The following is a 16,311-nucleotide window of genomic DNA, read 5'->3' as shown; positions in this document are numbered from 1 at the left end:
TCAGAACCCAAGCGCGCTGCCATCGGGGTTGCGTGGATCTGAATAGCCATCAAAGCCATTGGTATTGACTTGGATGGTCTGCGTTTTTCCTATCGCAGCTGCTTGTCGCAGCTGCTGCCCTTTTTGTTCCAGCAGACGCAGGGTGTCGATGCTGATACCTTTTTCAAAACGCAGCTGATCCGGCGACCATTGCTGGTGAACGCGCGGCGCAACTGTCGCTTCGGCAATATTCATATCATGATCGATCACATTCAGGATGGTCTGCAAGGTCGTTGTGATGATACGGCTGCCGCCTGGGCTACCAGTGACCAGAAAGGGTTTGCCTGCTTTCAGCACAATGGTCGGTGACATGGAGCTCAGTGGTCGCTTGCGGCCTTGCACCGCGTTCGCATCCCCGCCGATCAGCCCAAATGCATTGGGCGTTCCGGCTTTGATCGAGAAATCATCCATTTCATTATTCAACACAATACCTGTGCCACTGGCAACGATACCGCTGCCAAAATTCAGATTCAGCGTGTAGGTGGTCGCAACAACATTGCCATACTGGTCTGCGACGCTGTAATGCGTGGTCTGGTCACTTTCGTAGGGGGCTGGTTGCCCGGGTTTGATTGCCGAAGAGGGTGTTGCATGTTCAGGATCAATTTTTTTGATCAATTCTGCGGCGTAGGTACGGGAAGTCAACCCTTTGACGGGAATGCGGTAAAAATCCGGATCGCCGAGATATTCGGAGCGATCTGCATACGCGAGTTTCATCACTTCGCTGAGTAAGTGCAGATTTTGTGCACTGTTACTACCTTGTTCCCGGATGGGGTAGGCTTCCAGCATATTCAGCATCTGGATGATATGCACACCACCTGAGCTGGGCGGTGGCATGGAAACCACCTCATATCCACGATAACGACCACGTACCGGCTCACGCTCGGCGACCTGATAAGTCTTCAAGTCTGCCATCGTGATCAGACCCCGGTGTTGCGACATTTCAGCGACAATTTTTTGTGCGATTTCTCCTTCATAAAAGGCAGAAGCACCTTCTTTCGCAATCAGTCGCAGGGATTGTGCAAGGTCTTTCTGCACCAGTTTTTCTCCCGCCTTCAATGGCTTGCCTTGCCGGAAAAAAATAGCTTTACTGGAATTCCACGCGCCTAAATGATCACGCTCTGCATCCAGTACGGTCGCCAGATGAGCACTGACTTCAAAACCTTGTTCCGCTAACTCGATTGCTGGTGCGATGACTTCTGCTAATGGCAGACTGCCGTATTTTTTCAGCGCCAGAGTCAGGCCCGCAACTGTACCAGGCACTCCGACGGCAAGATGCGTAAACAGGGAGCTGCCCAGGATGACCTTGCCCTTTGAATCCAGATACATATGTTGTTCTGCCGTCGCCGCTGCGGTTTCGCGGAAATCCAGCGCGATGTCGCTGCCTGTGCGTGCATCGTGGATCAGCATGAAACCACCGCCGCCAATATTACCCGCATTGGGTAATACCACCGCCAGAGCAAATCCGACCGCCACCGCAGCATCGATCGCATTACCACCACGCTTCAGAATATCGAGTCCGGTTTTGCTGGCCAGTGATTGTTCGCTGACAACCATGCCATGTGCAGCAGATACTGGGCTGACAATGGGGTTGGTCGTATCGTAACGAATGACTGGCGCCGTTTGTGACTGCGCGTCTGTGAGTGCAGCACACAGCAAGGTGCCGATGAGCAGAGGCAGACACAATTTGTTGAATATAGGCATGAGTGTTATGCAGAAAACGGAGGCAAGAAGATAGACCGCACAAAGAGAACAATTATCCATCAGCAGCAGATTATTTTTCAGGCATAAAAAAACCACCCGTCAGGGTGGCTTTTTATCTTGCCGAAGCAAGGGTATCACAGATGCGAAATAAAATTATTTCGCTTCAGCTTCAGCAGAAGTTGCACCAGCTGGAACAACAGCGATGGCAACAGTTGCATCATCACCGTGAACAACTGCAGTAACGCCTTTTGGCAGAGCCAATTGAGATACGTGAACAGATTGACCAGCATCCAGTTTGGACAGATCAACTGCAACGAATTCTGGCAGATCTGCTGGCAGGCAGGAGATGTCCAGTTCAACTAACACGTGGCTGATAACAGCAGCGTGCAGTTTTACTGCTGGAGATACGTCAGCGTTGACGAAGTGCAGAGGCACTTTAACGTGGATTTTTTGGTTAGGATCAACACGTTGGAAATCTGCGTGCAATACCAGTTGTTTGTATGCGTGAACTTGGAAGTCGCGCAACAGAACTTTTTCTACTTTACCGTCAACTTCCATGTCCAGGATAGAAGAGTGGAACGCTTCTTTTTTCAACGCGTGGTACAGCGCATTGTGATCCAGAGTGATGGATACTGGGGCTTCTGGGCCGCCGTAAATGATGCCTGGTGTTTGGCCAGCATTGCGCAGGCGGCGGCTCGCTCCGGTCCCCTGTTCTTTGCGTGCAAATGCGATAACTTTCATGGTGTTACTCCAAAATAAGCAAGACTGAACTTGCGGTTTTGAATTCCCGCGACCAGGAATTCATTAAGAGGCAATGCCTATGCAGGCAGTGCCGGAATCGGTATCTGATTAGTCTGTAATTAGTCTGTAAACAGCGAAATGACGGATTCGCCTTTGGTAATCCGGCGGAAAGTTTCTGCCAGCAAGCTATCACAGGATAATTGACGAATCTTTGGACAGGCGCGTGCGGCTTCTGTCAGAGGAATGGTATCGGTCACCACCAGTTCATCCAACGGCGATTGCGAAATACGCGTGATCGCAGGACCTGACAAAACTGGGTGAGTACAATACGCCAATACTTTTTTGGCACCACGTTCTTTCAGCACTTCTGCTGCTTTGGTCAGTGTGCCTGCTGTATCAACCATGTCATCCATAATCACGCAGTTGCGGCCTTCGACTTCACCGATGATGTTCATCACTTCGGAGACATTGGCTTTTGGACGACGTTTATCGATGATGGCCAGATCGCAACCCAAGCGTTTTGCCAGAGCGCGGGCACGTACCACACCACCGACGTCAGGTGAGACGACCAGCAGATCATCGTAATTTTTGGCAACCAGATCACCCAGCAAAATCGGTGATGCATAGATGTTATCAACAGGAATATCAAAGAAACCCTGAATCTGATCAGCGTGCAAATCCATAATCAACACGCGGTCTACGCCTGCTTCTTCGAGCATGTTAGCAACGACTTTTGCAGAGATGGCGACACGCGCAGAGCGTGGACGACGATCCTGACGGGCATAACCAAAATAAGGGATCGCAGCAGTGATACGACCGGCAGACGCACGTTTCAGTGCATCGACCATCAACATGATTTCCATCAGGTTGTCATTGGTTGGGGCGCAGGTGGATTGCAGAACGAAAACATCTTTACCGCGGACGTTTTCATTGATCTCTACCATGACTTCGCCATCGGAGAATTTGGAAACGTCTGCTTTTCCGAGTGGAATGCCCAGTTGTTTGGCAACACCGGCTGCCAAAGCTGGATTGGCATTGCCAGTAAAAACCATCATGTTGTCATTTGCGCGAGCGTGTGCCATGGCGGGGACCTATCGGCTGAATTTTGAGAGTCTGACCAGATTGCGTTAACTTTTTGCAAAATAGTCGCTGGTGAAACTGAAAAAGCCGCCGCACAATTTATGCGGCGGCTTTAATTTAATGGCAGGGGAAGAAGGATTCGAACCTTCGCATGCCGGAATCAAAATCCGGTGCCTTAACCAGCTTGGCGATTCCCCTACACAACCGTTTGTCTGTCGTCCAGATTTTCCGCTATTTTAGCGTTAAATCGGCATCAGACCAAATTTTTTACTGCAACATGTCAGCCAGTGGATGGTGACTCAGTGCTTTTGCTTTCCATGACTTCCAGCGATCCGGTATTTTTTCAAGCACAGCATCAGCGGCTGACTCTTGATCAAATGCGCAAAAAACACATGCTCCCGATCCTGTCATCTTTGCATTTCCGAATTGCGATAGCCATTTTACTGACTCTGCTACTTCCGGAAACAAGGCGCAAGCGACTGTTTGCAGATCATTTTTCCAGAACATTTCAGCAGTGCTGGAAAAGTCCGCTATTCTGACGGGCTTGCTGTCTCTTGTCAACTCTTTTGCCGAAAAAATTGCTGGGGTCGGTACTTGTACGCCGGGTTCGACGACGATAAACCAGCGCTCAGGGGTGTTGATGACATGCAATTCTTCGCCAATTCCCTCGGCAAAGGCATTTTGTCCAAAAATAAAAAACGGTACATCAGCACCCAATTGCAACCCAAGTTGCATGAGTTCCTGGCGGTTCAGTCCGGTCTTCCAAAGATGATTGAGGGCGATCAGTGTCGTGGCAGCATCTGAAGAGCCGCCGCCGAGGCCGCCGCCCATCGGTAATCGCTTGTCCAGATGTAGCGTCGCACCAGCTTTGCTGCCGCTATGTTGTTGAAGGAGTCGTGCTGCCCGCACAATCAGATCGCTTTCCGCTGGTACGCCCGGGATGTCGTTATGCCGTTCGATGATGCTATCGTCGCGGATGGCGACGGACAATGTGTCGCAACGGTCTATCAGTTGAAACGCTGTTTGCAGTAAATGGTAGCCATCGGGACGTCTGCCCGTAACGTGTAAAAACAGATTGAGTTTGGCGGGTGCCGGAAACTGAATGAATGATGGTGTGCTGGTGGTGGGTGCTGATGTCATAGCGGTTTCCATTGGTCGATCACGATGCGGATGGAGACATTGCCGGCTTCGTTAGTGTGGCGTTGCAAATCCAGTCGTTTGGGAAAGTCCGGAGCGTTGTACCAAGAGGCATAACGCAGTTTCCAGCCTTCTGTGGTCAGTGTCTGATCGCCAGTGATCAAGCCCTGTAATTGGCCATCATGCTGGCGCAGATAGCCTTGCAGCCAGTGCCGCAGACCAGCGACGGGCAGTGGCCAGCCCAGTGTATCGCTCAGCAATTGATCGAGGTCGCTGGCGAACGCAGGTTGGCGTCCTTCCTGAGTCAGGGTGGCACCATTTTTATCTTCGGTGATGAGCGCCAGTGTTTGTCCCAGCGGAGAATACAAGCTGATGCGCAAATGATCCTGATATTGCTCCCATTCAAAACTACCGGGCAGATTTCGCTCCTGATCGTTGAGTTGATAGTTGACTGCAATCCGGCCGTTGATCAGTATCTGAGGCTGATAGCGCCTCTCAAGCACCTCAGGTGTTGTGGTGGGGCGGGGAGTGGTTTGCAGGGGGGTATTCGCTGTATGTGATGCATCAGGTAATGTGGGCAGATTTTGGCAGCCGCTGATCATGAATGCGACGGCGGCGGCAATGGTGGCAGTGATGGCTTGGGTGTGGCGGAAAAAGGGGGAGTATCGTGACATGATGGCTTCACCCGCTTTGTTTTATTGCGGGAAATGATGTTACGTTAAGATACTCCGGTGCAGTATGGCGATTTACCACACCGGTATCAGTAACGTCAGAGTCTGATTTTCAGTCGTTGCAAGGTGCTTTTCAGTGCCTGATTGCCAGGCTCTTTGGAGACAGCTTCACGCCATATTTTTCTGGCTTCACTTTGCGCACCTTTGACCCACAGAACCTCACCCAGATGATTGGCAATTTCTACATCGGAACGTAGCTGATAGGCGCGACGCAGAATGGTTTCTGCCTCGTCCAGTTTGGATAAGCGGAACTTCACCCAGCCCAGGCTATCGAGAATGAAAGGATCGTCGGGCGCCAGCTGATTGGCTTTTTCTATCAATGTCAGAGCTTCATCCAGCCTGCTGTTGCGGTCTGCCAGCGAATATCCCAGTGCGTTGTAGGCATGCTGGCTTTCTGGCGCCAGCGCGATGACCTGGCGCAGCGCTGCCTCCATTTCCGTCATATTTTGTGATGATTCCAGCAACATTGCGTAGTCATACAGTAGATCCGGATTATTGGGATATTGCTGCGTTCCTGCGCGCAGAGCGTTGCTTGCCTCGGTATTTTTACCTGCATCTTTCAGCAGTTGCGCTTCGGTCTGTATGATTTGAATCTGTTCGTTGTCGTTAGTGCCTTTGACGCTTTTCAATAAGCTCAAAGCTTCATCCAGTTTGCCCTCTTTGGATAGTAAGCCCGCACGCCGCATCTGTGCATTGAACCAGACTGGGTTGCGACCATCAAAGGATTCGATTTTTGACAGCCATTCCTGCGCCGCTTTGTAATCCTTGCGTTCCGCTGTCAGACGCGAGAGATGCATCAGCGCTGGCGTGGGATCGCGTTCATCGCCTGGTCTGGCTTCCAGTGCTTTCAGGTATTGCAATAAGTATCGTTCTGCCTGCGCTGGCTGGTTTTTTTCCATTGCCAGCACTCCTAGTGTATAGAGCGTGCTGATGTCATCAGGTTTGTCTCGTAGCAGTTGTTCAAATTCGTGACTAGCCTTGTCCAGCTGTTTCAGGTCGATCAGGATGCTGGCGTAGGCAAGACGCACATCACGCGCAGTCGGATTTTTATTCAGAAAATTGGCCAGTGCCTTGGCTGCGTCTGCCTGTGGCGATGCCTGTGCAATCGTCAGGATGGCGAGCTGCGAGTCGGGACGTGCCGACAATGCGGCTTCGGCTTCTTTCACTGCCCGCTTATTGTCGCCTTTGGTATAGGCGCCTTGCGCCAGCGCCAGATGGGCGTCTGGTGAATTTTTGTAGGGAGATAAAATCTCTTCCAGTACATCGAAAGCCGCATTCTTGTCGCGCGCACGAGACAATAGTCTTTGTGCCTGCAACATGATGATGGCATGCTGTTTTGGGTCGGCGGTGCGGAATCGTTCCGTAAATACGTTCTGGATTTCGGCGAGATTGTTATTCATCACCATAAAGCCAAGATAATACTGCGTGGCTTCATTCGATTTGGGTGCCAGTTCGCGCCATAAACGAATCGCCGTCAGCGCTTCACCTGCTTGTTTTGCACTCAGGGCAATTTCAACCGATCGTCTTGCCAGACGTGGATCGCGGGTTTGTTGAGCCGCTCCCAGTAGTGTCACATATGCCGCTTGCCAGTTGCCGCGCTGGTAGGCGATTTCTGCTGTCAGAATTTTGTACAGTAATTCTTCGGACAGCGAGACGGTGGGTAGATTTTCATCGGTTGCCACAACGGGAGTCTGTTCGCCGTTGAGATCTTTTTCTGCCGAGATAGCGGCCTGCGCTACATCGCTGACATGATGGGCATCATCCGGATGCAGGAACGAATGAACGCCTGTGCTGGCGCAGCCGCTCAGTACCGCTGCACAAGCCAGCAAGGAGGCTGGGCGCAGCAGCGATATCATGGAGGCAGAAAAAAATGCAGAAATAGTTTTCAAAACGAATCCGAATTAGACAGAAGATGGCTGATTTTACGCCGAAGCAGCAACGGTGTGGGTTCTCAGGATAATCTACACTGTGTCAAATTGTAATCAGGACTGACGCAAAATTTCCCTGACAGCGTGATGGCTCTTTGCTGTAATGGCCCCGAAACCCTGCGGCCTTCGTCGTCATGACGTTGCCGGAGTTTCAGGTGACAAGCTGCCTGAAGCAGAAACAAACATTGCTTACAAGTGAAGTTTCACCAGGCACAGGAGGCTTATCTGCCCTTGCAGGGGCAATATTGCGTCAGTCCGGATAATGAATCTCCTGTATCGTGTCAGCTTCGATCCTGATGTTGCTGGTAATGACGTCATCAACAGAATGGGTTCGCCAAATTGGATGATCCCAATGTGTCTGTAAAGCATTTCAATACAGTTCAATACAGTTTTATCCTGAACTGTGAGTTTAGAAGATAACCGCTATTAAAAGTTCCGTTTATGCCTGAATTACCTGAAGTTGAAGTGACGCGTCGCGGTGTTGAGCCACACCTTGTTGGCCGGCAGGTGACTGATGTGATCTTGCGCCGTGAAGGTTTGCGCTGGCCTTTTCCTGCGACATTACCAGTGCTGCTGCGCAGTAAAACCATACTGTCGGCTGGTCGCCGTGGTAAATATCTGTTGTTGCATTTTGTCCATGGCACTGTGTTGATTCATCTCGGCATGTCTGGCCATTTACGCGTGCTGCCAAAAGAAACCCTGCCGGCAAAGCACGACCACATTGATATTGTCGTTGGTGATAAAGCGTTGCGCATGACAGATCCGCGGCGTTTTGGTGCGGTGTTATGGCATGACGTCGCTGACGGTGATATCAATCAGCACCCTTTGCTGCGCCCACTCGGCGTTGAGCCGCTGGAGGATCAGTTCAGTGCAGAGTTGCTATATCAGCAAACCAGAAGCCGCAATGCGCCAGTTAAACAGGTTTTGCTGGCTGGCGATATCGTGGTCGGCGTCGGTAATATCTATGCTTCGGAAGCACTGTTCAAAGCCCGTATCAATCCAAAAACGCAGGCAAAACGGATAGGCATCGCCCGTTACCGGTTATTAGCCGACGCCATTCGCGAAACACTGACTGCAGCAATCGCGCAGGGAGGGAGTACGCTGAAAGACTTTATCGGTGTGAACGGTCAGACCGGGTATTTTCAACAAACCTACTTTGTGTATGACCGTACTGGCGAGCCATGCAGAGTTTGCGGGCAGGCAATTTGTCAGATCCGGCAAGGGCAGCGCAGTAGTTTTTATTGCCCGCAATGCCAGAAATAACTGAAAATAGATGTAGTTGACGGTAGATGTGTAGATGTTGCTTGATTTTTAGCATTCAGATCCGTCGTGCAATGTGCGCTCGTCAACAGGCAAGTGCTGGTAGGTGTTTCTGCGAAATGTGCGTGCACTGAAGCCCGGCATCCAGCATCAGGCAGTATTGAGCATCATTAGTGTGTATTTGCAACAATTCAGAGCCCATCCACGCTCGTGCATACTTAGCATTTGCCGATGATTAAATTGCAAGCTGGAACGGGTTTTCTACATATTTTTTCTGCGCTTCCATATATACTAAAGACAATAAAAGATTAACAGAGGGGAACATGAGCAATCTGGTTCAGAAATTCCAGGAATACAGCGACTGGCGTAAAGGCGTTGTCAATGCCCTTGAGCAGTATCGTGCATGGATACATGGATCAGATATGGCCGATGCTGCCAGCGATCAGCGCATTGGTCGTCTGATGGAACGATTGGTGGATGACAAATTGTCGATTGCTTTTGTCGCTGAATTTTCTCGTGGCAAATCTGAACTGATCAACGCGATTTTTTTTGCTGATTATGGTCAGCGTATTTTGCCCTCATCTGCTGGTCGTACGACCATGTGCCCGACTGAACTCCTCTACGACGATACCATTCCGCCATGTATTCGTCTGCTGCCGATCGAAACCCGCGCTGAAGCGCAATCCACCAGCGAATACAAGGGCCAGAGCCATGTCTGGACAGTGCTGCCCCTGAACGTGAATTCTGGCGAGGGTATGCTGGAGGCTTTCAAGCAAGTCAGCCTGACAAAAAAGGTGAGCGTGGAAGTAGCCAAATATTATGGCCTGTTTGATGAGAATGATCCTGATGCAGCGCTGGAAATCGATGATGATGGATTGGTCGAGATTTCTCAGTGGCGTCATGCGATTGTCAATTTCCCGCATCCGCTGTTGAAAGAAGGACTGATCATCGTCGACACGCCAGGTTTGAATGCAATCGGTACCGAACCTGAACTGACACTGAATCTGATCCCTAACGCACATGCCGTGCTGTTTATCCTTGCTGCTGACACTGGTGTTACCAAGAGTGATATTGATGTCTGGCGTAATCACATTGGCAGTGGTCCCGGGCGTATGGTGGTTCTCAACAAAATAGACAGCATGTGGGACGAGCTCAGGACGAGCGAGGAAATTGAAACCCAGATTAATCGTCAAATCGCTACGGTGGCACATACATTGGCATTGGATGAAAAACAGGTGTTTCCAGTTTCAGCGCAAAAAGGTCTGGTCGCCAAGATTAATAAGGACGCACCTTTACTGGCTAAAAGTCGATTGCCCACACTGGAATACGCACTATCAAAAGAATTGATTCCTGCCAAGCAGGATATTATCCGTGCCCAGATGACAGCCGAAATCAATGAAATCACCCATGCGCAACAGGCCGTGATTTCCTCTCGCAGCCGCAATGTCGTTGAGCAGATGCTGGAACTGAAAAGTCTGCGTGGCAAAAACATGAATGTGATCGAACACATGATGAAGCGGATTGACGCGGAAAAGAAAGAATTCGATGCCAGTCTGATTCGCATGCAGGGAACCCGTTCTGTTTTTACCCGCTTGTCTACCGAAGTCTATACCAGCCTGGGAATGGATATTTTGCGTGAAGAAATCCGCAAAACCAGAGATGCGATGGAAGCGACTAATTTCTCGGTGGGACTGCGTGAGTCTGTTAAAAAATTCTTTGCACAGGTGAAGCTGAATTTACAGACATCCAATAAAAAGACTGACGAAATTTCTGAAATGATGTCGGTCATGTATCGTAAATTCTCGACCGAGCATGGGCTTGCGCTGTCGTCTCCTATGCCATTTTCACTGGATAAATATATTCAGGAAATGGAAGCGATCGAGGCTGTGTATCAGAAACAGTTTAACGCCGCGACGATGCTGACTACCACCCGTGTGGCATTGATTCATAAGTTTTTTGATTCGGTCGCTGCGCGCGTCAAGCAAAACTTTTTACAGGCCAATCGCGATGTCGAGGCATGGCAAAAGGTTGTGATGGCTCCCCTGGAGGCGCAGATTCGCGAACACAAGGCGCAGCTTAAAAACCGCATGCAATCGATACAGCGGATTCATGTAGCAACAGATAGCCTGGAAGATAAAATCAATTCATTTGAATCGATGCAATCTGATATTGATCTTCAGAAAAAAGCATTGACTGATCTGGAAGATAATTTAAAACACGCTTTGTCCGCCGAACTGAGTGTACTCAAAGTCGCCGCATAGTTTGCACATATAAGTCATATAGCTTGAATTGATATTGAGTATGAAACGCCGTATTTCTGTGGCTGGAGCGACTTCAGCCACATATGCTTCAAATCCCGCCTATATTGATCCCACATTTTCTGCGGCTGTCATTGAATGGCAGCAACAACACGGACGCCACGCTTTGCCCTGGCAACTGAGTCGCGCTGCCTATCGTGTCTGGTTGTCAGAGATTATGCTGCAGCAGACTCAGGTGGCAGCAGTGATTCCGTATTATCAGCGTTTTCTGGAACGTTTTCCTACGGTGCATGATCTGGCTGCAGCACCCTCAGAGGATGTGATGGCGCACTGGGCAGGTCTTGGCTACTACACCCGCGCGCGCAATTTGCATCAATGTGCAAAACAGGTCGTGGAACTGTATCAGGGAGAATTCCCGTCCGATCCACGCTTGTTGCAAGAGTTACCCGGCATCGGGCGCTCGACTGCCGCAGCGATTGCTGCATTTTCGTATGGAACAGTGGCGGCTATTTTAGATGGCAATGTCAAACGGGTATTTACCCGCGTCTTTGGCATTGCCGGGTATCCGGGCATCAAGACGATTGAAGATGATCTCTGGCTGCGTGCGCAAGCCTTGTTGCCAGCGAGCGGCATCGAGTCATATACACAGGGATTGATGGATCTCGGGGCAACACTCTGTACTCGCAGCAGCCCGTCTTGTCCGCGCTGTCCTTTGCAGGAACGTTGTGTTGCGTACAAAGAAGCGCGTACGGCGGAACTCCCCACACGCAAACCAAAGAAAGAGCAAAAAGAAAAAAGCGCAATTATGCTGGTCTTGCGTCATGAACAGCAGATTTTGCTCGAGCGGCGTCCGGAAACCGGGATATGGGGTGGCTTGTTATCGTTACCGGAGTTGGACGGTATGCAGGTGGGTGTGCATGCTGCCGACGTGTGGGATGCGCGGCAAGATGCCATCTTGTCGCAGGCAAGTACATTTGGCGATGTGGCTGAATGTACGGCACTGCCAGCGTTTGAGCACGTGTTTACGCATTTCCGGCTGCACGTTCAACCAGTGCAAGTGCGGTTATCATGCGTTTATCCTTTGGTTGCAGAGCAGCGCTATGTCTGGTCGTCGCCGGCACAGATGAAACAGGCTGGCTTGCCTGCACCAGTCAAAAATTTGTTGCTGGCACTGGATAGTGAAGCAGCTCAGCAAGAGCTGACATTCGGTTCGGCATAGACTCTGCACTGAAAAAATAGCATGGCGACAGATTGCGATATCCGGGATAGCGGATCAGGATACCGCTTCATCATGATAGTTGACCAGGAGTCGTTTCGTCACAGCGACCAGGCTCAGTGAATCTGTCTATGTGCTGCCGGTGTTTTGGTCGATATTAGCTGTCAGCATCGGTTGTCGCCGTTAGTCACTAATGGTTGCCAGCATCTTTTGTCGGGAGCGTATTGTGTTGCGGTATCTTTATTTGAATCCTGATATGCATGATGATTTACGCCTGCATTGGCGGCGTGATGGATGGCGCGATCTATGCCGTTATTTACCGCATTACTTACGCCAAAGCATACTGTGCATGTTTCGCCGATTCCGCATATTCGCGATGATGACGATATCTTTATGGATGAGTATGTCGCAGGCGGATGCTGCGACTTCTCCTTGTCGTTTGCCGGATTTTCCACAAGAAGTGCAATGTGGAAAAGTTACCCGACCATTGAATCCGGCGCAGGCGGATGGCAGGCAGATTGATATCCACTACGCTATTCTTCCTTCTCAGGATAAAAATAAATTACCTGATCCGGTGTTTTTGTTTGCCGGAGGTCCGGGGCAGAGCGCGATCAATGTTGCAGCCTGGGGGCAAGCTGCCATGGCGCGGCTGAACCGGCGGCGTGATCTGGTTTTTGTAGATCAGCGAGGCACCGGGCGCAGCGCTCCTTTGCATTGTGCTGAACTTGAAGATGCGGCTGACACACTGACACAAGAACAGATGGGCGCGCTCAGTGACACCTGTCTGCTTCGCCTGCAACAACTTCCTTATGGTGATCTGCGCTTTTTCAGCACCCACATTGCCGTGCAGGATATAGAGGCAGTCAGGCGGCAGCAAGGCTATGACAAAATCAATTTGCTGGGTGTATCTTATGGAACCCGTGCCAGCCTCGAATACGCGCGCCAGTTTCCTGCCAGTGTCCGGCGTATGGTGCTGGATGGCGTTGTGCCGCCAGAGATGTATTTACCCGCAGCAGATGCACAGCGTGCGTTGGATAATCTGTTCAGTGATTGTATTCAACAGGCGCAATGCAATGCGGCTTACCCACAGCTGGCAACGCATTGGCAGCACTTGCTCGCGACATTAAAGCATTCGCCGCAGCCCGTCAGTATTGCGCATCCGCGGCTGGGCAGCCGATGGCAACTGGACATGACGCATGAGTTGTTACTGGGACTGGTACATAAAACCTTGTATGCCCCTTTATCGGTCTCCGGTTTACCGTATGCCATCATGCAGGCAGACGCTGGCAATTATGCGCCGTTACTGACGCTGAGCGGCGCTACCAGTCGTGCAGGGCCGGGGGGGATTGCGTACGGTATGCATTTTTCTGTCTGGTGCTCAGAAGCCTATGCCCGCTCTGGCATGCCAGCACCTGCCGATGACTTTGAAAAACTCAGCGCGGCCATGTATGAGCGCAGTTGCCGTGGGTGGCCACGCGCAGAAATTCCAATGGCGTTTTTTACGATCCCGCGCAGCCGTTCCCCGGCCTTGTTGTTGAGTGGTGGCATTGATCCCGTGACACCGACCAGACATGCGGTTGCGGTTGGCAAGGCGCTGGGAAGCAATGCCCGGCTGATCAGTATTGAGCAGGCCGGACATGGTTTGCTGATGCAGGGATGCGTGCGTGATGTTGTCTATCGGTTTTTGAATGCAAAAACCGATCAGGATGCGTTACAGCTGGACACCAGTTGCGTGCGCCAGATTCCCCGTCCATTTGCCTGGCAGCCGCCACGCACCTCCGTGACCAAGGAGGTGCTGCCATGATTATTGTCCGTGATTTGCACAAAGAATTTATCCGTCGGGGAGCCGGTCGTGGTTTTAGTATGGCGCAGATTGTGCAGACTTTGCAGAGTCTACGCTTGCGGGGGGCGCCAGCAGACACTGTTAAAGCTGTTGATGGCATTCATTTTAGTGCCGCAGATGCTTGTATCACTGGCTTGCTGGGGGCAAATGGTGCCGGAAAAACCAGCACCTTGCGGATGATCGCTGCCTTGCTGAGTCCTGATGCGGGGCAAATTACGATGGACGGCGTCAAGGTGGAAGCAGGGATGTCATCCACTCAGTCACAAATGGGCGTGTTGTCTGATGCGCGTGGCTTGTATCCGCGTCTGACGGCCAGAGAAAATATCCAATACTATGGTTTGTTGCATGGAATGTCGCTGGAACAGGTCGAAATACGCACCAGCCAGCTTGCGCAGTGGCTGGAAATGAGCGCGTTGCTGGATCGGCGTACCGAGGGCTTCAGTCAGGGCGAGCGCATGAAAACTGCGCTGGCCAGAGCACTTGTGCACGATCCGCAGAATATCATTCTCGACGAGCCGACGAATGGGCTGGATGTCGTGGCCACACGAGGCCTGCGCGAATTTCTACGTTTTTTGCGCTCTCCCGAAGGCGGTTCAAAATGCATCCTGTTTTCTACTCATATCATGCAGGAAGTGGAACGTCTCTGTGACCATGTGGTGATCGTTGCCAATGGGCGCACCGTGAGCGAGGGTAGTGTGGTGCAACTGATGCAGCAGGCGGGCGTCAATAATTTTGAAGATGCCTTTGTGGCACTGGCTTTTGGCTCGTCAGATGGCATGCAGCGAGGACAGCAATGAAGCAGATGTGGGCTATTTTCAGGAAAGAAATCAAAGATGCCTTGCGCGATCGGCGCACGTTGCTGATCGCTTCGTTTTCGTCCTTGCTTGGCGTGCCGCTGATGTTGCTGGTTTTTTCTGTGGTGCTGTCACAGCTGGAATCGCAGGAAGACAAGCGTATTGTGCTGGCCGTGGGTATGGAGCATGCGCCAGCGCTGGAGAATTTCATTTTGCGTCAGGGGTATCAGGTCAAAACGGCTCCTGCTGATTATGTCAGCCGTTCCCAAAACAAGGAGCTGGATCAGCCGGTGCTGCTGATTCCCGACGACTTTGCAGAACAACTGGCTGCCGGAGAAAAAACGTCGCTGGAAATCGCCTATGACACCTCTAACCGGCAGGCAGAACTGGGTTTGCGCCCTTTGCATCGCTTACTGGATGCGTATGTGCAGGAGACAGCTCTGATGGGCTTGATGATGCGTGGTGTGGCACCAGAATCTTTGCAGATGATCGACATCCGCGAGCGTTATCTGCAACGTCCACAAGAGCGCAAGGCGACGGTCACGACCATGTTGCCGATGATGGTGTTGATGGCGATTGTACTCGGTGGCATGTATGCCGCGATTGATACGACTGCTGGCGAACGTGAGCGTGGTTCGCTGGAGCCGTTGATGATGAATCCTGTGCACGGTTGGCAACTAGCGGTGGGCAAGTGGGGCGCGGTTGCCACCGTAGGTATGGCGGTGGTGTTGCTCACGATTGCCAGTTTTTTTCCATCGCAATGGCTGATTCGTAATGAAACCTTGCGTGCTGAATTTCAGTTCGGATGGAAGGATGCCGTCGGATTTTTGCTGGTTCTGCTGCCATTGGCAGCCAGCATGGCGGCATTACAGATTGCCATTGCACTCGATTGCAAGAGTTATAAGGAAGCCCAGGTGCGTAATCAGATGGTGACGATGCTGATCCCTTTTGTATCGCTGATACCGATTTTGTTTCCCGGGCGGGAACCCACTTGGTTTCAGTGGGTGCCAGTGCTGGCACAAAATCAGATGATGAATCAGTTGTTGAAAGGCGAGACGGTATCTGTATGGTCGATGCTGATTGCTTTCCTTGTCTGCGCTGGTTTAACAAGCATCAGCCTTGTTTATATCGCCAAAAAAATGCGCCAGGTTGTGATGCATTGACTCTTGCATGGGCTATTGCACGAGACAGGTTGACACAAGACTGGCTTGTCTGAACACAGACAAAGCTGACGATAAGCTCAGGTGTATTAACTAGAACGCATTTCATCAATAGAATGAGACAAACCCTCCGGGAACTGACGATTTGGGCGCATTGCAGCGTTGCGCCCAAATCGTCTTGTTCGCACTCACCCTATTGATGAAATGCGTTCTAAGATCACATCCCATTCCAGATCATCCTGAGGATGGAACTATTCTTCCATCCTCGCCACCCATAAGGACAGGCGTAAGAGCTATTCATCGGCTGATGCAACGTCAGAGCAATCAGCTCTGTACCTTACTCCATAAAATCCCGCTTGCGTCAGTGCATTGAATGTGCTGACCATCAAGCAATACATTATCAAGCAAGACATCAAATTGCTG

At 51.1% G+C, this 16,311-nt stretch carries 12 protein-coding genes and 1 tRNA gene; 6 read left to right on the top strand and 7 right to left on the bottom strand.

Translation table 11 applies throughout. From position 1 onward, the window contains the following. The 7 genes from ggt to ACO0LB_RS10490 form a co-directional block, all read right to left on the bottom strand. Positions 1-1,740, bottom strand: a complete 1,740-nt coding sequence (ggt, locus tag ACO0LB_RS10520; RefSeq protein WP_423049058.1) for a gamma-glutamyltransferase — start codon at positions 1,738-1,740, stop codon at positions 1-3. A 153-nt stretch (positions 1,741-1,893) separates the two neighbouring features. Further along, on the bottom strand, positions 1,894-2,481 hold the full coding sequence (locus ACO0LB_RS10515; RefSeq protein WP_423049057.1) for a 50S ribosomal protein L25/general stress protein Ctc: 588 nt from the start codon (positions 2,479-2,481) through the stop codon (positions 1,894-1,896). 119 nt (positions 2,482-2,600) lie between these two features. Next, entirely contained in the window at positions 2,601-3,563 is a 963-nt protein-coding gene (locus tag ACO0LB_RS10510) for a ribose-phosphate pyrophosphokinase (protein ID WP_423049056.1), read from the bottom strand. A 119-nt stretch (positions 3,564-3,682) separates the two neighbouring features. Then, positions 3,683-3,759, bottom strand: a tRNA-Gln gene (locus tag ACO0LB_RS10505). A 69-nt stretch (positions 3,760-3,828) separates the two neighbouring features. Then, positions 3,829-4,701 (bottom strand): 4-(cytidine 5'-diphospho)-2-C-methyl-D-erythritol kinase, encoded by an 873-nt coding sequence (ispE, locus tag ACO0LB_RS10500; protein WP_423049055.1) that lies wholly within the window; start codon positions 4,699-4,701, stop codon positions 3,829-3,831. Continuing rightward, on the bottom strand, positions 4,698-5,372 hold the full coding sequence (gene lolB, locus ACO0LB_RS10495) for a lipoprotein insertase outer membrane protein LolB (RefSeq protein WP_423049054.1): 675 nt from the start codon (positions 5,370-5,372) through the stop codon (positions 4,698-4,700). Before lolB ends, ispE begins: the two co-directional genes overlap by 4 nt. A 95-nt stretch (positions 5,373-5,467) precedes the next feature. Continuing rightward, positions 5,468-7,318 (bottom strand): tetratricopeptide repeat protein, encoded by a 1,851-nt coding sequence (locus ACO0LB_RS10490; protein WP_423049053.1) that lies wholly within the window; start codon positions 7,316-7,318, stop codon positions 5,468-5,470. Positions 7,319-7,798: 480 nt separating this feature from the next. Between ACO0LB_RS10490 and mutM the strand changes: the two genes are divergently transcribed. The 6 genes from mutM to ACO0LB_RS10460 all read left to right on the top strand — a co-directional run bounded on the left by mutM (position 7,799) and on the right by ACO0LB_RS10460 (position 15,891). Further along, entirely contained in the window at positions 7,799-8,620 is an 822-nt protein-coding gene (mutM, locus tag ACO0LB_RS10485; RefSeq protein WP_423049052.1) for a bifunctional DNA-formamidopyrimidine glycosylase/DNA-(apurinic or apyrimidinic site) lyase, read from the top strand. 320 nt (positions 8,621-8,940) lie between these two features. Beyond that, positions 8,941-10,878 (top strand): dynamin family protein, encoded by a 1,938-nt coding sequence (locus ACO0LB_RS10480; protein ID WP_423049051.1) that lies wholly within the window; start codon positions 8,941-8,943, stop codon positions 10,876-10,878. 40 nt (positions 10,879-10,918) lie between these two features. Continuing rightward, entirely contained in the window at positions 10,919-12,094 is a 1,176-nt protein-coding gene (gene mutY / locus ACO0LB_RS10475; protein ID WP_423049050.1) for an A/G-specific adenine glycosylase, read from the top strand. Positions 12,095-12,467: 373 nt separating this feature from the next. Beyond that, positions 12,468-13,895, top strand: a complete 1,428-nt coding sequence (locus tag ACO0LB_RS10470) for an alpha/beta hydrolase (protein ID WP_423049049.1) — start codon at positions 12,468-12,470, stop codon at positions 13,893-13,895. Further along, positions 13,892-14,731: an ATP-binding cassette domain-containing protein gene (locus tag ACO0LB_RS10465; protein ID WP_423049048.1), complete on the top strand. Its 840-nt coding sequence runs from the start codon at positions 13,892-13,894 to the stop codon at positions 14,729-14,731. The genes ACO0LB_RS10470 and ACO0LB_RS10465 overlap by 4 nt, the downstream gene beginning before the upstream one ends. Continuing rightward, positions 14,728-15,891: an ABC transporter permease gene (locus tag ACO0LB_RS10460; RefSeq protein ID WP_423049047.1), complete on the top strand. Its 1,164-nt coding sequence runs from the start codon at positions 14,728-14,730 to the stop codon at positions 15,889-15,891. The genes ACO0LB_RS10465 and ACO0LB_RS10460 overlap by 4 nt, the downstream gene beginning before the upstream one ends. Positions 15,892-16,311 lie beyond the last annotated feature (420 nt).

Origin of the sequence: Undibacterium sp. SXout7W (genome assembly GCF_049339385.1) — a bacterium.
Lineage (GTDB): Bacteria > Pseudomonadota > Gammaproteobacteria > Burkholderiales > Burkholderiaceae_D > Undibacterium.
This window is presented reverse-complemented; position numbering and strand designations above follow the sequence as displayed.